Origin of the sequence: Enterobacter cloacae complex sp. EB5 (genome assembly GCF_031432835.1) — a bacterium.
GTDB lineage: Bacteria > Pseudomonadota > Gammaproteobacteria > Enterobacterales > Enterobacteriaceae > Enterobacter > Enterobacter hormaechei_C.
Genome location: NZ_CP133860.1, coordinates 1,329,329 through 1,348,446 on the forward strand (window position 1 = coordinate 1,329,329; position 19,118 = coordinate 1,348,446).

Sequence of the window (19,118 nt, forward strand, 5' to 3'; positions counted from 1 at the left end):
TCGCGTACTATCTATATTCATTTCATGGACGCAAAAATGAACGACACCACCAACGCGCTTCTGCTGGATAACCAGCTCTGTTTTGCCCTCTATTCGGCAAATCTGGCGCTTAACAAGCTGTACCGGCAACTGCTGGCGCCGCTTAACCTGACCTACCCGCAATACCTGGTAATGCTGGTGCTGTGGGAGCAGGATGATATTACGGTGTCAGACATTGGCGAGCGGCTGTTCCTGATTCCGCCACGCTGACACCCCTGCTGAAACGCCTGGAAAGCGCAGGATTGATCTTCCGCCAGCGCTCCCGTCAGGATGAGCGTCAGGTCGCCGTCACCCTGAGCGACGCGGGCCGGGCGCTGCAACTGCAGGCCGTGACGATACCCCACGCCGTGGGTTGCGCAGCGCAGTGTGATACCGACACCATGCTGGCGCTCAAGCACCAGCTCGAACTTTTGCGCCAACAGCTGCATCGCGCGTAAGGCTATACTTTACGCGTCTGATTTTAACTTAATACATCGTGCGCTATTTAATAGCACACATAAACGTAAGATGAGGAACCTGCCATGTCTTTAGAAAAAGTTGTCTACACTGCCAAAGCCAAAGCAACCGGAGGCCGTGATGGCCGCGCAACGTCTTCCGATGGCGTTCTGGATGTCAAACTGGGTGTGCCAAAAGAGATGGGCGGCATGGGGGGTGAAGTAACCAACCCTGAACAGCTGTTCGCTGCGGGCTACTCCGCCTGCTTCCTGGGCGCAATGAAGTTCGTGGCGGCACGCGACAAATTCGCTCTGCCAAAAGACGCCTTTATTGAAGGCGAAGTGGGGATTGGCCCGCTGCCAACCGGTTTTGGTATCGAAGCGAAGCTGAACATCCACGTTGAAGGGATGGACGCAGCGGAAGCCAAAAAACTGGTGGATGCGGCGCATATCGTCTGTCCGTACTCTAACGCGACGCGCGGCAATATCGACGTGACGCTGAACATCATCGCGTAACAGCCCCTGTGATTTTAGCCCCGGTAAGCGTAACGCCACCGGGGAAATCCTCTCCTTACCTCTCCTCTCTCTGTGCTACCATAACCCTCAATCACGCCCGTAGTAATCAGTTGAGAAAGTGTTATGTCCTCCAGAATCCTGACCACCAGCATTGCTGGCATTGATGCCTTTATGCGCGATCCTCGCGGTGTGTTGACGCACGCCGAAGGCGGCACGCTCGCGGTATTTGCCGACAACGCCCCGGCGTTTTATGCGGTCACGCCTGAACGTCTGGCGCAGCTTCTGGACATTGAAGCGAAGCTGTCGCGCCCGGCGAGCGATGTCATGCTGGATAATCAGTTTTTTGACGAACCCACCAGCACTCCGGTGGCTGTTCCAATGGGGAAATTTCCCATGTACGCCGGTTGGCAGCCGGACGCCGATTTTCAGCGGCAGGCGGCCTTATGGGGAATAGCCCTCTCGCAGCCTGCGACGCCAGAAGAGCTGGCGGCCTTTACCGCTTACTGGCAGGCTGAAGGAAAAATCTTCCACCATGTTCAGTGGCAGCAAAAGTTCGCGCGCAGTCTGCAAATTAACCGCGCCAGCAACAACGGCCAGCCAAAGCGTGATATCAATGCCTTTTCAGAACCGGACAAAAAAATCCCTGATGGATTCCGAGGTGCGAAATGAAAAACGTCGGCGACCTGATGAAACGTTTGCAGAAGATGATGCCCGCCAACGTGAAACCCGCCTTCACCACCGGTGAAGAGCTGCTGGCATGGCAAAAAGAGCAAGGTAAAATTCGCGCCGCTGCCCTCGCCCGCGAAAACCGCGCGATGAAAATGCAGCGCACCTTTAACCGCTCGGGCATTCGCCCTCTGCACCAGAACTGCTCCTTCGAGAATTATAAGGTCGAGTCACAGGGGCAGATGAACGCCCTCAACCAGGCGCGCCAGTACGTGGATGAATTTGACGGCAACATCGCCAGCTTCATCTTTAGCGGAAAACCCGGCACGGGGAAAAATCACCTTGCGGCCGCTATCTGCAACGAGCTGCTGCTGCGCGGGAAGTCAGTGCTGATTATCACCGTGGCCGATATTATGTCCGCCATGAAGGACACCTTCAGCAACCGCGAAACCAGCGAAGAACAGCTGTTGAATGATTTAAGTAACGTGGATTTGTTGGTCATCGACGAGATCGGCGTCCAGACGGAGTCCCGCTACGAAAAAGTGATCATCAACCAGATTGTCGATCGCCGTTCGTCGTCAAAACGCCCAACCGGTATGCTGACGAACCACAATATCGACGAGATGACCCGACTTCTTGGCGAGCGGGTGATGGATCGCATGAAGCTGGGTAACAGCCTGTACGTCATCTTCGACTGGGACAGCTACCGCAGCCGCGTCACCGGCAAAGAGTATTAAGATATTTCCAGGGAGCGCCGGAAGAGCAGAGGTATATACTGAACCCACTTCTGGCCCAAAACGGACCTTGTTGAGTAAATCATTATGAAAAAACAGTTCCTTATCAGCATCCTTACTGGCGCCCTGCTGGTGACTGGCGCAGCGCAGGCCGCATCATGGCAGGAGTCGCTCTCCAGCGCAGCAAGTGAGTTAACCAAAGAGAGCGGCACTTCCCAGGGCGGGCTGTCGGCCTCGTCCCTCACCGGCCTGCTGAGTAACAGCTCTCAAAGCCTGAGCGCCGGCACGATGAACAACGCGGCGGGCATTCTGGAATACTGCGCGAAGCAGAAACTGGCTTCCGTCACCGATACCGAAAACATCAAAAACCAGGTGCTGGGTAAACTGGGTCTGGACACCCAGGAGCAGAAAGCGGACACCAACTATATGGACGGTATTCAGGGTCTGCTGAACGCGCAAAATGGCCAGCAGCTGAACCTCAGCACCCTTGGAAATTCATCTCTGGCGAAACAGGTGAAAACGAAAGCCTGCGATCTGGTGCTGAAACAAGGCGTTAATTTCCTCTCCTGATCGCCTCCCATTTTCTGCCACAACACGCCGGGTTTATTACGTTAGTCTTACACCGCGGCGTGAAGTGCGTTTTTTTATCCCCTGCCACCACCTCAGCCTCCGTATGCCACGATGCGACTGTATTCAAAAATCCGATTTTATAAACCAAATCCTAACAACAGCACACTTTCGTGACACTAAAATTGCAGCTAAGCGACATCGCAATTACATTGTATTACCCAAAAAATAAGCAATTAGCCGGCTAAGCGTCCGGCATGATGAGGATCTGCTGTTGTCAGAGTTAATGTCCCTTGTCCTTTTCCTGGCTTCCATCGGCGTTTATGCCTGGAAAGCCGGTCGTCACACCTGGTGGTTTGTGGCCACCCTGGTGGTGCTCGGCATTTTTATTGTTTTAAACATTACGTTATATGCCAGCGATTACTTTACCGGCGACGGTATTAACGACGCGGTGCTCTACACGTTGACCAACAGCCTGACCGGCGCTGGTGTGGGTAAGTACATCCTTCCGGGTCTGGGGCTGGTGGTCGCCCTTGTGGGTATCTTCGCCGCGCTGGCCTGGGTTCTGCGCCGTCGCCGTCACCGTCCGCATCATCATGGCTACAGCCTGCTGGCGCTGTGCCTAGCGCTGGCCTCCGTGGATGCCAGCCCGGCCTTCCATCAAATTACCGAGCTGGTAAAATCCCAGTCGCGCGATGGCGATCCGGATTTTGCGGCCTATTACAAAGAACCCTCGAAGAAGATCGACAATCCCAGACTCAACCTGGTCTATATCTACGGCGAAAGTCTGGAACGCACCTATTTTGATAACGATGCTTTCCCGAACCTGACGCCAGAGCTTGGCGCGCTGAAAAACCAGGGCCTCGACTTCAGCCACACCATGCAGCTGCCCGGCACGGATTACACCATCGCCGGGATGGTGGCCTCCCAGTGCGGCATTCCGCTGTTCGCCCCGTTTGAAGGCAACGCCTCCGCCTCAATGTCGAGCTTCTTCCCGCAGAACATTTGCCTCGGCGATATCCTGAAAAACTCGGGCTATGAAAACTACTTTATGCAGGGCGCTAACCTGCGCTTTGCCGGGAAAGATGTGTTCCTGAAATCCCACGGTTTCGATCACCTGTATGGTTCCGAAGAGCTGAAAACCACGGTGGCCGATCCGTCCTACCGCAACGACTGGGGCTTTTACGACGATACCGTTCTGGATGAAACCTGGAAGAAATTCGAGGAACATTCCCGCGCCGGTAAACGCTTCTCGCTGTTTGCGTTGACCGTCGACACGCATCATCCGGATGGTTTCGTCTCACGCACCTGTAAACGTCAGGGCTACGACATTGACGGTAAAAACAACAAGTCGTTCAGCGCCGTGACCTGTAGCCAGGAGCATATCGCGGCGTTAATCGAGAAAATCAAAGCGTCGCCGTATTTCAAAAATACGGTCATCGTCGTCTCATCTGACCATCTGGCGATGAAAAACAGCGCCTGGGATGAGCTGAATAAGCTGGATCGCAGCAACCTGTTCTTTGTGCTGCGCGGCGATAAACCGCAGCAGGAGATCGTTGCCGCTAAACGTAACTCGATGGATAACGGCGCTACCGTGCTGGATATTCTGGGTGGCGATAACTTCATTGGCCTGGGCCGCAGTACGCTTTCGGGCCAGTCCCTGTCGGAAATCTTCCTCAACATGAAGGAAAAAATCCTCGCCTGGAAACCGGATATCATTCGTCTGTGGAACTTCCCGAAAGAGATAAAAGACTTCACCATCGATCAGGATAAAAAAATGATCGCGTTCTCCGGCAGCCATTTCCGTCTGCCGCTGCTGCTGCGCGTGTCGGATAACCGCGTCGAGCCGCTGCCGGAAAGCGAATACTCCGCGCCACTGCGCTTCCAGCTGGCGGAATTTGCCCCGCGCGATAATTTCGTCTGGGTCGACAAATGCTACAAAATGGGCCAGCTCTGGTCGCAACAGCTGTCGCTGTCCACCGACTGGTGCGTCTCTCAGGGGCAACTCGGCGGCGAGCAGACCGTGCAACACGTTGACAAACCGCAGTGGCAGGGAAAAACCGCGTTTAAAGATACGGTTATTGATACCGCACGCTATCAGCGCAACGTAGACCTGCTGAAAATCGTCGACAACGACATTCGTTATAAAGCAGACAGCTTCATCTTTAATGTTGCCGGCGCGCCGGAAGAGGTGAAGCAGTTCAGCGGTATTTCACGGCCGGAATCCTGGGGGCGCTGGTCTAACGCGCAGTTGGGCGATGAGGTGAAAATTGAGTATACCCATCCGCTGCCGGAGAAATTCGATCTGGTGATCACCGCCAGAGCATTTGGTCCCAACGCAAACCGTCCTATACCGGTGCGCGTCGGTGATAAAGAACAGACGCTGACGCTGAGCAATGACGTCACCACCAGCACGCTGCACTTCGATAACCCAACGCGCAGCAATACGCTGGTCATTGTGCCGCCCGATCCGCAGTCCACTAACGAAGGGAATATTCTCGGTCACTCTCCGCGCAAGCTGGGGATCGGCATGGTGGAGATTAAAATTGTGAGCAGCGCTGGCTGATGACGGCGTTCACCCTTCGCCCGACGCGCATCGACGATGTCTCTGCCCTGCCCGCCATCGAACGTGCGGCGGGGCAGCGGTTTCGCGACGTTCCTGAGCTGGCCTGGCTGGCAGACAATGAGGTTATTTCCGTTGAAGAACACCTCAGTTACGCCGGACGCGGATTAAGCTGGCTGGCGCTGGCTGACGACAGGCCCGTGGGCTTTATTCTCGCCGAAGCTCATCCATCGTCGCTGTTTATTGTGGAACTGTCGGTTCACCTGGACTGGCAGGGACGAGGTCTTGGACGCCAGTTAATCGCCCGTGCCGCCGCGCATGCCCGCAGTCTGGGGCTGAACTCGCTGACGTTAACGACGTTTCGTGATGTCCCGTGGAATGCGCCCTTCTACAGGCGATTAGGGTTTGAAATGATGACGACGCTGACGCCGGAACTGCGCCAGAAACGCGAGGAAGAGGCGGCGCACGGTTTAGCGTATGGTTCCCGCTGCGCCATGCGCCTGCCTCTGTAAAATCGCCCGGTGGCGCTGCGCTTACCGGGCCTACAAAACCCAATTCCGCAGGCCGGGTCAGACGCAGCCGCCCCCGACAAAACCCACAATCCGTAGGCCGGGTCAGGCGCAGCCGCCACCCGGCAAAACGCACCTCCCGTAGGCCGGGTAAGGCGAAGCCGCCACCCGGCGCAACGCACATCCCTCAGGCCAGGTCAGGCGCAGCCGCCACCCGGCAAAACGCACAATCCGTAGGCCGGGTCAGGCGTAGCCGCCACCCGGCAAAACGCACAGCGTCAGAACGTTTCCCAGTTATCGCCCGCGTCTGCGGTCGCCGGTTTACGCGCCACTACCGGTGCGGCAACGCTTTTCGCCGAGGCGAACTCGCGCGCCTTCATCTGTTCCTGCTGAATACGGAACACCGCAACGGCCTGCGTCAGACGGCTCGCCTGCTCTTCCAGTGCCGCCGCCGCCGCCGCAGACTCTTCCACCAGCGAGGCGTTCTGCTGGGTCACGCGATCCATCTCAGCCACCGCGAGCCCAACCTGGTCGATACCGCGGCTCTGCTCGTCAGACGCAGACGCGATTTCGCCCATGATATCCGTCACGCGCGTTACCGCATTCACGATCTCGCCCATGGTTTCACCCGCGCTTTCAACAAGCGTTGAACCAATTTCCACGCGCCCCACGGAGTCTTCAATCAGGCTCTTGATCTCGCGAGCCGCCTGGGCGCTGCGCTGCGCCAGGTTTCGGACTTCACCTGCAACCACCGCAAAACCACGGCCCTGCTCGCCCGCACGCGCCGCTTCTACCGCCGCGTTCAGCGCCAGAATATTGGTCTGGAAGGCAATCCCGTCGATCACGCTTATAATGTCGGCGATTTTCTGCGAACTGCCGGCGATGTCGCGCATGGTCTGCACCACGTTATCCACCACCTTCCCGCCTTTCTGCGCGGTTTCGGATGCGCTCAGGGCCAGGTTGCTCGCCTGACGGGCGTTCTCGGCGTTCTGCTTCACGGTGGCAGTCAGCTGTTCCATGCTGGCGGCGGTCTCTTCCAGAGAGGCAGCCTGCTGTTCGGTACGGGATGAGAGATCGTTATTGCCCATCGAGATTTCGCTCGCACCGCTGTAAATGGCGTTTGCGCCGTTACGCACGTCACCCACGGTACGCACCAGCTCGCCCTGCATGTGGCGCAGGGAGTCAGCCAGTTCCCCCATCTCGTTGGAGCCTTCCACGTCGATGCGCTTCACCAGGTCGCCGCTGGCGATATGTCGAATGCTGTCAATCAGACGGTTCAGCGGCGAAATCAGCGCCTGACGAATGCCCAGCCAGACGGCAACAATCACCACCAGCACCGCAGCCAGCACGCTAATCAGCACCCAGATAGCCTGGCGGTAAGAACTGTTGCTGTCTTCAACCGCGGTCTGATACAGCGCGTCGTTCTGTTGCAGGTAGGTGACGTACTGCTTCTCAAAGCCATCCTGATAGCTCTGGGTCGGCTGGTCGAAGAACTCGTTGATCTTGCCCGCCCCCAGCAGCTGGATCAGCTCAGCCAGCGCGCCATGGTAGATATCGTAATTACGTTTGATTTCCAGTGCCGCAGCGTCGCTCTGACGCGGGTCGCGCGGCAGCGCTTCGTAATCCGCCCAGTTTTTTTCCGCCTGTTTCAGAGACGCAGAGGCAATCTGCATCAGCTCGGCGACGGTTGAGCCGCTGCCGATATTGTTCTGATCCATCATATAGCGGATACCCGCGCGGTTCAGGGTGTTACGGGTTTGCAGCAGCGCCACCCAGCTACCGTTCAGGGTGGATTGTTGCTGGCGAATGGTTTGCAGAATGGTGAAATTCTCTTTGTCATGCTTCAGGGCATTGAAGAAAAGACCACCGGATGTGAGTTGTAAAAGGCCAAATATCGCTAAAACCAGCAGTAAGCTGGTGACAATCTTGATACGATTTAACATGTTTTCTCTTTCCTCAGACAGATACAGAATTTTCGGCCTGGAAAGGGAAAACTTTACGAAAATCATCCTGGAATTTAGGGTTTTTACTCTTCGTCCCGCGCGGCAATATGTCGGTTTCCGAGTTCAATAAACTCTTCCAGCAGCGCCGTGAGCTGCGTCATCTTCTCCGGGGTATATTCCGCCTCAATCTGCTGGTACGCCTCTTCCACCTGAGCCTGAGCACGCTGGTACAGCGCGTTGCCTTCTTTCGTCAGCGACACGTACAGCTTGCGCTGGTCGTTCACCGGCTTTAAGCGCAGCACCAGACCGTCGCGCTCCATCCGCGTCAGAATGCCGGTCAGGCTTGGGCGCAAAATGCAGGTGCGGAACGCCAGATCGTGAAAATCCATGGAGGGATGCTCGGCCAGCACGCGGACGATACGCCACTGCTGCTCGGTCAGATTATGCCGCTTCACTATCGGGCGGAAGTAGCCCATCGCCGCTTCACGCGCCTGCAACAGCGCGATGGTTAATGAGTCATGCATCATCTTCCCCTTACATCATTAACAAGTAAACAATTCAAAACAGATGCTTTTATAGACAACACGTTGTAACCCAAAAAGTCTAACAGAAACAACATCATTTTTTTAACAACTTGATTTAAATGATAATTCACCTGTTGATGTAAATTTATTGTTATTCGTATCACAAATTATTCACTTCTGATTGCGAAACGAACAGCAAAAGCATAAAACCAGATCATTAACATATTAATGAAATCAAAACCGGACAGTCGGTTTGAGGAGTATGGGAATGAAAGGTACTGTTTTTGCCGTAGCGCTAAACCACCAGAGCCAGCGTTCAGTCTGGGCTGAAGCGTTTGAAAAAGCCCCCTATAACGCGCCGCCAAAAACGGCGGTGTGGTTTATCAAGCCACATAACACCGTTATTCGCGCAGGCGAGCCGATTCCCTTCCCGCAGGGAGAAACCGTGTTAAGCGGCGCAACGGTGGCGCTGGTGGTGGGCAAAACCGCCAGCAAAGTACGCGTTGAAGAGGCGGCGGCGTACATCGCTGGCTACGCGCTGGCCAACGAAATCAGCCTGCCGGAAGAGAGCTTCTATCGCCCGGCGATTAAAGCCAAATGCCGGGATGGATTTTGCCCGCTCGGCGAACCTGTCGCCGTTGATAACGTGGACAACCTGACCATCATCACCGAGATCAACGGACGCGAAGCGGACCACTGGAACACGGCCGATCTGCACCGCAACGCCGCCGAACTGCTGAGCGCCCTGAGCGAATTTGCCACCCTGAACCCCGGCGATGCGATATTGCTCGGTACTCCGCAAAGCCGCGTCGCAATTCGCCCGGGCGATCGGGTACGCATTCTGGCAGAAGGATTTCCGCCGCTGGGTAACCCGGTGGTGGAGGAACGCGACGTTGCCATCGCTTCGCGCACGCCGCCGCACGCCACGCTGTTCGCCCTCGGCCTGAACTACGCCGACCACGCCAGCGAGCTGGACTTCAAGCCCCCCACCGAACCGCTGGTGTTTATCAAAGCGCCAAACACCTTCAACGGCGATAACCAGACCTCGGTGCGTCCAGACAACATTGAATACATGCATTACGAAGCTGAGCTGGTGGTGGTCATCGGCAAAACCGCGCGCAAGGTCAGCGAAGCCGAGGCGATGGACTATGTTGCGGGCTATACGGTGTGCAACGACTACGCCATCCGCGATTATCTCGAAAACTACTATCGCCCGAACCTGCGGGTGAAAAGCCGCGACGGGCTGACCCCCATCAGCCCGAACGTGGTGCCAAAAGAAGCCATCCCTGACCCGCACAACCTTCGTCTTCGCACCTACGTCAACGGTGAACTGCGTCAGGAAGGCACCACGGCAGACCTGATCTTCAGCATCCCATTCCTGATTGCGTATCTGAGCGATTTTATGACCCTGCAACCGGGCGACATGATTGCCACCGGCACGCCGAAGGGGTTGTCCGACGTGGTACCGGGCGATGAGGTGGTGGTGGAAGTGGAAGGCGTAGGCCGCCTGGTAAACCGAATTGTCAGTGAGGAGACTGCAAAATGAAAAAGATTAACCACTGGATCAACGGGAAAAACGTCGCCGGAAGTGAGTACTTCCACACCACTAACCCGGCCTCCGGCGAAGTGCTGGCAGAAGTCGCCTCCGGCGGTGAAGCTGAAATCCATCAGGCCGTTGCCGCCGCCAGAGAGGCCTTCCCGAAATGGGCCAACCTGCCGATGAAGGAGCGCGCGCGCCTGATGCGTCGCCTGGGGGAGCTGATTGACCAGAACGTGCCGGACATTGCCGCGATGGAAACCGCCGACACCGGCCTGCCGATCCACCAGACCAAAAACGTGCTCATTCCGCGCGCCTCGCACAACTTCGAGTTCTTCGCCGAGGTGTGCCAGCAGATGAACGGCAAAACCTACCCGGTCGACGACAAGATGCTCAACTACACCCTCGTGCAGCCGGTAGGCGTTTGCGCGCTGGTGTCGCCGTGGAACGTGCCGTTTATGACCGCCACCTGGAAGGTCGCGCCGTGCCTGGCCTTAGGGAATACCGCGGTGCTGAAGATGTCTGAACTCTCCCCGCTGACCGCCGACCGTCTGGGCGAGCTGGCCCTCGAAGCGGGCATTCCGGCGGGCGTGCTCAACGTGGTGCAGGGCTATGGCGCCACGGCGGGCGACGCGCTGGTGCGTCATCATGACGTGCGTGCCGTCTCCTTCACCGGCGGCACCGCCACCGGGCGCAACATCATGAAAAACGCCGGGCTGAAGAAATACTCGATGGAGCTGGGCGGCAAATCGCCGGTGCTGATTTTTGAAGATGCCGACATTGAGCGCGCGCTGGACGCCGCCCTGTTCACCATCTTCTCCATTAACGGCGAACGCTGCACCGCCGGCTCGCGCATCTTTATCCAGCAGAGCATTTATCCGGAGTTCGTCAAACGCTTTGCCGAGCGCGCCAACCGCCTGCGCGTGGGCGACCCGACCGATCCGAACACCCAGATTGGTGCGCTCATCAGCCAGCAGCACTGGGAAAAAGTCTCCGGCTATATCCGCCTCGGCATTGAAGAGGGAGCAACCCTTCTGGCGGGCGGCCCGGACAAACCGACCGATCTGCCTGCGCACCTGAAAGGCGGCAACTTCCTGCGCCCGACCGTGCTGGCGGATGTCGATAACCGCATGCGCGTGGCGCAGGAAGAGATCTTCGGGCCGGTGGCCTGCCTGCTGCCGTTTAAGGATGAAGCGGAAGGGCTGCGCCTGGCCAACGACGTGGAGTATGGTCTGGCATCGTACATCTGGACCCAGGACGTCAGCAAAGTGCTGCGTCTGGCGCGCAACATCGAAGCGGGCATGGTGTTCGTTAACACCCAGAACGTGCGCGACCTGCGCCAGCCGTTTGGCGGCGTGAAGGCCTCCGGCACCGGACGTGAGGGCGGCGAGTACAGCTTCGAGGTCTTCGCGGAGATGAAGAACGTCTGCATCTCCATGGGCGACCATCCGATTCCAAAGTGGGGGATCTGATCATGGGTAAATTAGCGTTAGCGGCAAAAATCACCCACGTACCGTCGATGTACCTCTCCGAACTGCCGGGAAAAAACCACGGCTGCCGCCAGTCGGCCATCGACGGGCATAAAGAGATCAGCAAGCGCTGCCGCGAGCTGGGCGTGGACACCATTATCGTCTTCGACACCCACTGGCTGGTGAACAGCGCGTATCACATCAACTGCGCGGACCATTTTTCGGGCGTCTACACCAGCAACGAGCTGCCGCATTTTATTCGCGACATGACCTACGACTACGACGGCAACCCGGAACTCGGCCAGCTGATCGCCGACGAAGCGGTGAAGCTTGGCGTGCGCGCCAAGGCGCACAACATCCCGAGCCTGAAGCTGGAGTACGGCACGCTGGTGCCGATGCGCTACATGAACGCGGATAAGCACTTCAAGGTGATCTCCATCTCGGCGTTCTGCACGGTTCACGACTTCGCCGACAGCCGCAGGCTGGGCGAGGCCATCGTCAGCGCCATCGAACAATACGACGGCACCGTGGCGGTGCTCGCCAGCGGCTCGCTGTCGCACCGCTTTATCGACGACCAGCGCGCGGAGGAAGGGATGAACAGCTACACCCGCGAGTTTGACCGCCAGATGGACGAGCGGGTGGTCAAGCTGTGGCGCGAGGGTCAGTTCAAGGAGTTTTGCAGCATGCTGCCGGAGTACGCCGACTACTGCTACGGCGAGGGCAACATGCACGACACGGTGATGCTGCTGGGGATGCTCGGCTGGGACAAATACGACGGTAAGGTGGAGTTTCTCACCGAGCTGTTCGCCAGCTCCGGCACCGGCCAGGTCAACGCTGTTTTCCCGCTGCCCGCGTAAGGAGCCACCATGCCGCATTTTATTGCTGAATGTACCGACAACATCCGCGAGCAGGCCGACCTGCCGGGGCTGTTCGCCAAAGTGAACGAGGCGCTCGCCGCCACGGGCATCTTCCCCATCGGCGGCATCCGCAGCCGCGCCCACTGGCTGGACACCTGGCAGATGGCCGACGGTAAGCACGATTACGCCTTTGTGCATATGACGCTGAAGATCGGCGCGGGGCGCAGCCTGGAGAGCCGGGAAGAGGTCGGTGAAATGCTGTTTGCGCTGATCAAAACGCACTTCGCAGAGCTAATGGCGGGCCGTTATCTGGCGCTCTCTTTCGCCATGGAAGAACTCGATCCGACGCTGAACTACAAACAAAACAACGTGCACGCGTTGTTTAAGTAGACATCTTTTTCGCCCGGTGGCGCTTCGCTTACCGGGCCTACAACGGCTCGAACGTAGGCCGGGTAAGCGAAGCGCCCCCCGGCAACAGCCGCACAAAGGATACGCCATGCTCGACAAACACACCCATACCCTGATCGCCCACCGTCTGCATCAGGCGGAACAATCCCGGGAGCAGATCCGCGCGATCTCGCTGGAGTACCCGGAGATCACCATTGAAGACGCCTACGCCGTCCAGCGCGAATGGGTGAGCCTGAAAATTGCCGAAGGCCGCGTGCTGAAAGGCCACAAGATCGGCCTTACCTCCAAAGCGATGCAGGCCAGCTCGCAGATCAGCGAGCCGGACTACGGCGCGCTGCTGGACGATATGTTCTTCCACGACGGCAGCGATATTCCCGTGGATCGCTTTATCGTCCCGCGCATCGAAGTGGAGCTGGCCTTCGTGCTGGCAAAACCGCTGCGCGGCCCGAACTGCACCATCTTCGACGTCTACAACGCCACGGATTACGTCATCCCCGCTCTGGAGCTGATCGACGCCCGCTGCCATAACGTTGACCCGGAAACCCAGCGCCCGCGCAAGGTGTTCGACACCATCTCCGATAACGCCGCCAACGCGGGCGTGATCCTCGGCGGCCGCCCGATTAAACCCGACGAGCTGGATCTGCGCTGGATCTCCGCCCTGCTCTACCGCAACGGTGTGATCGAAGAGACCGGGGTCGCCGCAGGCGTGCTTAACCACCCGGCGAACGGCGTGGCGTGGCTGGCGAACAAACTCGCGCCATACGACGTGCAGCTTGAGCCAGGCCAGATCATCCTCGGCGGCTCGTTTACCCGCCCGGTTGCCGCCAGCAGAGGCGACACCTTCCACGTCGACTACGGCAACATGGGCTCGATTAGCTGCCGCTTTGTGTAGGAGTGCACCATGGAAAACGCATTTAAGACCGCGCTGAAGTCGGGCCGTCCGCAAATCGGATTATGGCTGGGGCTGACCAGCAGCTACAGCGCTGAGCTACTGGCCGGGGCCGGTTTTGACTGGCTGCTGATCGACGGGGAGCACGCGCCGAACAGCGTGCAGACCGTCCTGACTCAGCTCCAGGCCATCGCCCCTTATCCCAGCCAGCCGGTGGTACGCCCGTCGTGGAACGATCCGGTGCAGATCAAACAGCTGCTGGACGTGGGGGCGCAAACCCTGCTGGTGCCGATGGTGCAAAACGCCGACGAAGCGCGGCTGGCGGTGAGCGCCACGCGTTACCCGCCCGCGGGCATTCGCGGCGTCGGCAGCGCGCTGGCGCGGGCGTCGCGCTGGAACCGCATCCCGGAGTATCTGCATCACGCTAACGACGCCATGTGCGTGCTGGTGCAAATCGAAACCCGCGAGGCGCTAAAAAACCTGCCGCAGATCCTGGACGTGGAAGGGGTGGACGGCGTGTTTATCGGCCCGGCGGATCTGAGCGCCGACATGGGCTTCGCTGGCAATCCGCAGCACCCGGAGGTGCAGGCCGCCATTGAACAGGCGATCGCGCAGATCCTCAGCGCGGGCAAAGCGCCCGGCATCCTGATGGCGAATGAACAGCTGGCAAAACGCTATCTCAGCCTCGGCGCGTTGTTTGTCGCGGTCGGCGTGGATACCACCCTGCTCGCCCGCAGCGCCGAAGCGCTGGCGGCCCGCTTTACCGACGTCACCACAGCAGTTGATAACAATAAATCCGTCTACTAAACGTACGATGTGGAGCGCAACATGACGACCTCAACCCTGCATAATAAAGCTGTTGAACATCGCGTTATTAATAAGCTGTTCCGTCGTTTGATCGTGTTTCTTTTTATCCTGTTTGTTTTCTCGTTTCTCGATCGCATCAACATCGGCTTTGCCGGGCTGACGATGGGCAAAGATCTGGGCCTCACGTCGACCATGTTTGGCCTGGCCGCGACGCTGTTTTACGTGACCTACGTGCTGTGCGGGATCCCCAGCAACATCATGCTGGCGAAGGTCGGCGCCCGCCGCTGGATCGCCGGGATCATGGTGGTGTGGGGCATCGCCTCCACCTGCACCATGTTCGCCACCAGCCCCGAAACGCTCTACGTCCTGCGCATGCTGGTGGGCATCGCCGAAGCCGGTTTCCTGCCGGGCATTCTGGTCTATCTCACCTGGTGGTTCCCGGTCTATCACCGCGCCCGCGCCAACGCGCTGTTTATGATCGCCATGCCGGTGACCATGATGCTCGGTTCGATCCTCTCCGGATACATTCTGGCGATGGACGGGCTGTGGAACCTGAAGGGCTGGCAGTGGCTGTTCCTGCTGGAGGGGCTACCGTCGGTGGTGCTCGGCGTGGTGACCTGGTTCTACCTTAACGACACGCCGGATCAGGCCACCTGGCTGGATGATGACGAAAAGCAGGCACTCAAAACGATGATCGCCCGCGAGCAGGAGCTGGCCATTGCGCACGCCGCCACGCCGCGCTCGACGCTGCGCGAGGTGCTGACGCCCGCCGTGCTGCTCTACACGCTGGCCTACTTCTGCCTGACGAATACGCTGAGCGCGATCAACATCTGGACGCCGCAGATCCTGCAAAGCTTCAACACCGGCAGCAGCAATATCGTGATCGGCCTGCTGGCGGCGATCCCGCAGTTTTGCACCATCCTCGGGATGATCTGGTGGAGCCGCCGCTCCGACAGGCTGAAAGAGCGAAAAAAGCACACCATCCTGCCGTATCTGTTTGCCGCGGCGGGATGGATGCTGGCCTCGGCGACCGACCACAGCCTGATCCAGCTGCTTGGCATCATCATGGCCTCAACCGGATCGTTTACCGCCATGGCGATATTCTGGACCACGCCGGATCAGGTTATTAGCCTGCAATCCCGCGCGGTGGCGCTGGCGGTGATCAACGCCATCGGCAACGTCGGGTCTGCCGTCAGCCCATTGCTGATTGGTATTCTGCGCGACGCGACCGGCAGCTTCAGCTCGGGGCTGTGGTTCGTGGCGGGTCTGCTGGTGGTGGGCGCGCTGGTGCTGACGCGCATTCCGATGACGCAGCGGGATCAACAGAGGAACGATCATGTGCCAGAGCCCCATCGCCAACATTGATATCAGCAAGGATTACGACGAAAGTCTGGGCACCGACGATGTGCACTACCAGTCGTTTGCCCGCATGGCGGCCTTTTTTGGCCGCGACATGCAGGCGCACCGCCACGACCAGTATTTTCAGATGCATTTTCTCGACACCGGGCAGATTGAGCTCCAGCTCGACGACCACCGTTACTCGGTGCAGGCGCCGCTGTTTGTGCTGACGCCGCCGTCGGTGCCGCACGCGTTTATCACCGAATCCGACAGCGACGGCCACGTACTGACGGTGCGCGAGGATCTCATCTGGCCGCTGTTAGAAGTGCTCTACCCCGGCACGCGGGAAGCGTTCGGCCTGCCGGGGATCTGCCTGTCGCTTGCCGACAAGCCGGACGAACTGGCGGCGCTGAAGCACTACTGGCAGCTGATTGCCCGGGAATCCACGGAACAACTGCCCGGTCGCGAGCATACGCTGGCCCTGCTGGCCCAGGCCGTTTTTACCCTGCTGCTGCGCAACGCGAAGCTCGACGACCACGCGTCAGGCGGCATGCGCGGTGAGCTGAAGCTGTTTCAGCGCTTTAACCAGCTGACAGATGCTCATTACCACGAGCACTGGACGGTGCCGGAATACGCCAGCGAACTGCATCTCACCGAATCCCGCCTGACCGATATCTGCCGCCGCTTTGCCAACCGCTCGCCGAAACGGCTGATCTTCGACCGCCAGCTGCGGGAAGCCAGACGCTTGCTGCTGTTTTCCGACAGCACCGTGAGCGAAATTGCCTGGCAACTGGGGTTTAAAGATCCGGCCTATTTCGCCCGTTTTTTTAACCGACTGACGGGGTGCTCACCCAGCGCGTACCGGGCGCAGAAAGTACCGGTATCGCCTGTTCCCCTCACCCCTGCCCTCTCCCAAAGGGAGAGGGAGTAACCGTCCCCTCTCCCTTTGGGAGAGGGTTAGGGTGAGGGAAATCACACTCTGCGATCTCTCGCGAAAAGTACCTGCCGTTGTCCCAATCGTCCCTTCACGTTCCGCCCCTCTCAAGCTTCAATTAAACAACAAAAACAAAACATAAATTTAACAATCATCTTCCGATACGAGGTCCCTATGAAGCCTGAAGATTTCCGCGCTGATGCCAAACGTCCGTTAACCGGTGAAGAGTATTTAAAAAGCCTGCAAGATGGCCGTGAGATTTATATCTACGGCGAGCGCGTTAAGGACGTCACTACCCACCCGGCATTTCGCAATGCGGCGGCGTCCATCGCCCAGATGTACGATGCCCTGCACAAGCCAGACATGCAGGATACCCTCTGCTGGGGCACCGACACCGGCAGCGGCGGCTACACCCATAAATTCTTCCGCGTGGCGAAAAGCGCCGACGATCTGCGCCAGCAGCGCGACGCTATCGCCGAGTGGTCGCGCCTGAGCTACGGCTGGATGGGGCGCACGCCGGACTACAAAGCCGCGTTCGGCTGCGCGCTCGGCGCTAACCCTGCCTTCTACGGTCAGTTCGAGCAGAACGCCCGCAACTGGTACACCCGTATTCAGGAAACCGGCCTGTACTTTAACCACGCCATCGTCAACCCGCCGATCGATCGCCATAAACCGGCGGACGAGGTGAAAGACGTTTACATCAAGCTGGAGAAAGAGACCGACGCCGGGATCATCGTCAGCGGCGCGAAAGTGGTGGCCACCAACTCGGCGTTGACCCACTACAACATGATCGGTTTTGGTTCTGCGCAGGTGATGGGCGAAAACCCGGACTTCGCGCTGATGTTCGTCGCGCCGATGGATGCCGAAGGGGTGAAGCTGATCTCCCGCGCCTCTTACGAGATGGTGGCAGGGGCGACCGGCTCTCCGTACGACTACCCGCTCTCCAGCCGCTTTGACGAGAACGACGCCATTCTGGTGATGGATGATGTGCTGATCCCGTGGGAAAACGTGCTGATCTACCGCGATTTCGACCGCTGCCGTCGCTGGACGATGGAAGGTGGCTTCGCCCGCATGTACCCGCTTCAGGCCTGCGTGCGTCTGGCAGTGAAGCTCGACTTCATCACCGCTCTGCTGAAGAAGTCGCTGGAGTGCACCGGCACCCTTGAGTTCCGCGGCGTGCAGGCGGATCTCGGCGAAGTGGTGGCGTGGCGCAACATGTTCTGGGCGCTGAGCGACTCCATGTGCTCCGAAGCCACGCCGTGGGTAAACGGCGCGTATCTGCCTGACCACGCGGCGTTACAGACCTACCGCGTGATGGCGCCAATGGCCTATGCGAAGATCAAGAACATCATCGAACGTAACGTGACCTCCGGGTTGATCTACCTGCCGTCCAGCGCGCGGGACCTGAACAACCCGCAGATCGACCAGTACCTGGCGAAGTACGTGCGCGGCTCTAACGGGATGGATCATGTCGAACGCATCAAGATTCTGAAACTGATGTGGGATGCCATCGGCAGCGAGTTTGGCGGACGTCATGAGCTGTACGAAATCAACTACTCCGGTAGCCAGGATGAGATCCGCCTGCAATGCCTGCGTCAGGCGCAAAGCTCCGGCAACATGGACAAGATGATGGCGATGGTTGACCGCTGCATGTCCGAGTACGACCAGCACGGCTGGACCGTACCGCACCTGCACAACAACACTGATATCAACATGCTGGATAAGCTGCTGAAATAACGCAGCGGGAGGTTTCAATGCAATCTGAAGAACGCCTGCGTTTTCGCGACGCGATGGCCAGCCTGTCGGCGGCGGTGAATGTGGTCACTACCGAGGGCGATGCGGGTCGCTGCGGCATTACCGCCACCGCCGTCTGCTCGGTCACGGACACCCCACCTTCGGTCATGGTTTGCATCAACGCTAACAGCGCCATGAACCCGGTCTTCCAGGGCAACGGCAAACTGTGCGTCAACGTGCTGAACCACGAGCAGGAGATCATGGCTCGCCACTTTGCCGGGATGACCGGCATGGCAATGGAGGAGCGCTTTGCTCTCTCCTGCTGGCAGAAAGGACCGCTGGCGCAGCCGGTGCTGAAAGGCGCTCTGGCAAGCCTGGAAGGTGAGATAACCCAGGTGCAAACCATCGGCACCCATCTGGTCTACCTTGTGGAGATTAAGAACATCATCCTCAGCAGCGAGGGGCACGGCCTGATCTACTTCAAACGCCGTTTCCACCCGGTGATGATGGAGATGGAAGCCGCAGTTTGATCCCGTTGCACAAAAAAACGTTAAGGTTTCCGCAAAGGTGCGCCGTTAACTATCCATAAGATAAATTTTCCGGGGCGGCTGGCGACGTCGTCAGCCGCCCCCTTAACGCTGGAAAGTCTT

At 58.4% G+C, this 19,118-nt stretch carries 18 protein-coding genes and 1 pseudogene; 17 read left to right on the top strand and 2 right to left on the bottom strand.

The window, feature by feature from the left end:
* Positions 1-24 precede the first annotated feature (24 nt).
* The 7 genes and pseudogenes from RHN82_RS06390 (at position 25) to RHN82_RS06420 (ending at position 6,031) form a co-directional block, all read left to right on the top strand.
* Positions 25-476: pseudogene (locus RHN82_RS06390) on the top strand (MarR family winged helix-turn-helix transcriptional regulator).
* Positions 477-560: 84 nt separating this feature from the next.
* Positions 561-989, top strand: coding sequence for an organic hydroperoxide resistance protein (locus tag RHN82_RS06395; RefSeq protein ID WP_003856578.1), 429 nt, complete (start codon positions 561-563; stop codon positions 987-989).
* A 123-nt stretch (positions 990-1,112) separates the two neighbouring features.
* The gene (dnaT, locus tag RHN82_RS06400; RefSeq protein ID WP_047052532.1) at positions 1,113-1,658 is read left to right on the top strand and encodes a primosomal protein DnaT; all 546 of its coding nucleotides are present in this window, start codon (positions 1,113-1,115) and stop codon (positions 1,656-1,658) included.
* Positions 1,655-2,392, top strand: a complete 738-nt coding sequence (gene dnaC, locus RHN82_RS06405) for a DNA replication protein DnaC (protein WP_003856580.1) — start codon at positions 1,655-1,657, stop codon at positions 2,390-2,392. The genes dnaT and dnaC overlap by 4 nt, the downstream gene beginning before the upstream one ends.
* Positions 2,393-2,476: 84 nt before the next feature.
* Entirely contained in the window at positions 2,477-2,959 is a 483-nt protein-coding gene (locus RHN82_RS06410) for a DUF2501 domain-containing protein (protein WP_015572603.1), read from the top strand.
* 271 nt (positions 2,960-3,230) lie between these two features.
* The gene (gene opgB / locus RHN82_RS06415) at positions 3,231-5,522 is read left to right on the top strand and encodes a phosphatidylglycerol--membrane-oligosaccharide glycerophosphotransferase (protein WP_047052533.1); all 2,292 of its coding nucleotides are present in this window, start codon (positions 3,231-3,233) and stop codon (positions 5,520-5,522) included.
* On the top strand, positions 5,522-6,031 hold the full coding sequence (locus RHN82_RS06420) for a GNAT family N-acetyltransferase (protein ID WP_047052534.1): 510 nt from the start codon (positions 5,522-5,524) through the stop codon (positions 6,029-6,031). Before opgB ends, RHN82_RS06420 begins: the two co-directional genes overlap by 1 nt.
* A 275-nt stretch (positions 6,032-6,306) precedes the next feature.
* Here RHN82_RS06420 and tsr read toward each other — a convergent pair whose 3' ends face one another.
* Positions 6,307-7,971, bottom strand: coding sequence for a methyl-accepting chemotaxis protein (gene tsr / locus RHN82_RS06425; RefSeq protein WP_003856589.1), 1,665 nt, complete (start codon positions 7,969-7,971; stop codon positions 6,307-6,309).
* An 83-nt stretch (positions 7,972-8,054) separates the two neighbouring features.
* Positions 8,055-8,495 carry a homoprotocatechuate degradation operon regulator HpaR gene (gene hpaR / locus RHN82_RS06430; RefSeq protein ID WP_003856591.1) on the bottom strand — a complete coding sequence of 147 codons (441 nt, stop codon included), beginning with the start codon at positions 8,493-8,495 and terminating at the stop codon, positions 8,055-8,057.
* A gap of 268 nt (positions 8,496-8,763) precedes the next feature.
* Between hpaR and hpaG the strand changes: the two genes are divergently transcribed.
* The 10 genes from hpaG (at position 8,764) to RHN82_RS06480 (ending at position 18,998) form a co-directional block, all read left to right on the top strand.
* Positions 8,764-10,041 (top strand): 4-hydroxyphenylacetate degradation bifunctional isomerase/decarboxylase, encoded by a 1,278-nt coding sequence (hpaG, locus tag RHN82_RS06435; RefSeq protein ID WP_047052535.1) that lies wholly within the window; start codon positions 8,764-8,766, stop codon positions 10,039-10,041.
* A complete protein-coding gene (gene hpaE, locus RHN82_RS06440; RefSeq protein WP_047052536.1) occupies positions 10,038-11,504 on the top strand; it encodes a 5-carboxymethyl-2-hydroxymuconate semialdehyde dehydrogenase in 1,467 nt (488 codons plus the stop codon). The genes hpaG and hpaE overlap by 4 nt, the downstream gene beginning before the upstream one ends.
* A 2-nt stretch (positions 11,505-11,506) precedes the next feature.
* Positions 11,507-12,358, top strand: coding sequence for a 3,4-dihydroxyphenylacetate 2,3-dioxygenase (gene hpaD, locus RHN82_RS06445; protein ID WP_047052537.1), 852 nt, complete (start codon positions 11,507-11,509; stop codon positions 12,356-12,358).
* A 9-nt stretch (positions 12,359-12,367) separates the two neighbouring features.
* Positions 12,368-12,748: a 5-carboxymethyl-2-hydroxymuconate Delta-isomerase gene (locus tag RHN82_RS06450; RefSeq protein WP_047052538.1), complete on the top strand. Its 381-nt coding sequence runs from the start codon at positions 12,368-12,370 to the stop codon at positions 12,746-12,748.
* A 106-nt stretch (positions 12,749-12,854) separates the two neighbouring features.
* Positions 12,855-13,658 (top strand): 2-oxo-hept-4-ene-1,7-dioate hydratase, encoded by an 804-nt coding sequence (gene hpaH, locus RHN82_RS06455; RefSeq protein ID WP_015572593.1) that lies wholly within the window; start codon positions 12,855-12,857, stop codon positions 13,656-13,658.
* A gap of 9 nt (positions 13,659-13,667) precedes the next feature.
* Positions 13,668-14,462: a 4-hydroxy-2-oxoheptanedioate aldolase gene (hpaI, locus tag RHN82_RS06460; RefSeq protein WP_047052539.1), complete on the top strand. Its 795-nt coding sequence runs from the start codon at positions 13,668-13,670 to the stop codon at positions 14,460-14,462.
* Between the two features lie 21 nt (positions 14,463-14,483).
* Positions 14,484-15,827, top strand: coding sequence for a 4-hydroxyphenylacetate permease (gene hpaX, locus RHN82_RS06465; RefSeq protein ID WP_047052540.1), 1,344 nt, complete (start codon positions 14,484-14,486; stop codon positions 15,825-15,827).
* Complete coding sequence (gene hpaA / locus RHN82_RS06470; RefSeq protein WP_047052541.1) at positions 15,799-16,731, top strand: 4-hydroxyphenylacetate catabolism regulatory protein HpaA; 933 nt, start codon at positions 15,799-15,801, stop codon at positions 16,729-16,731. Before hpaX ends, hpaA begins: the two co-directional genes overlap by 29 nt.
* Positions 16,732-16,908: 177 nt before the next feature.
* Positions 16,909-18,471, top strand: coding sequence for a 4-hydroxyphenylacetate 3-monooxygenase, oxygenase component (gene hpaB, locus RHN82_RS06475; RefSeq protein ID WP_310399025.1), 1,563 nt, complete (start codon positions 16,909-16,911; stop codon positions 18,469-18,471).
* Positions 18,472-18,488: 17 nt separating this feature from the next.
* Entirely contained in the window at positions 18,489-18,998 is a 510-nt protein-coding gene (locus RHN82_RS06480) for a 4-hydroxyphenylacetate 3-monooxygenase reductase subunit (RefSeq protein ID WP_003856606.1), read from the top strand.
* Positions 18,999-19,118: the final 120 nt, after the last annotated feature.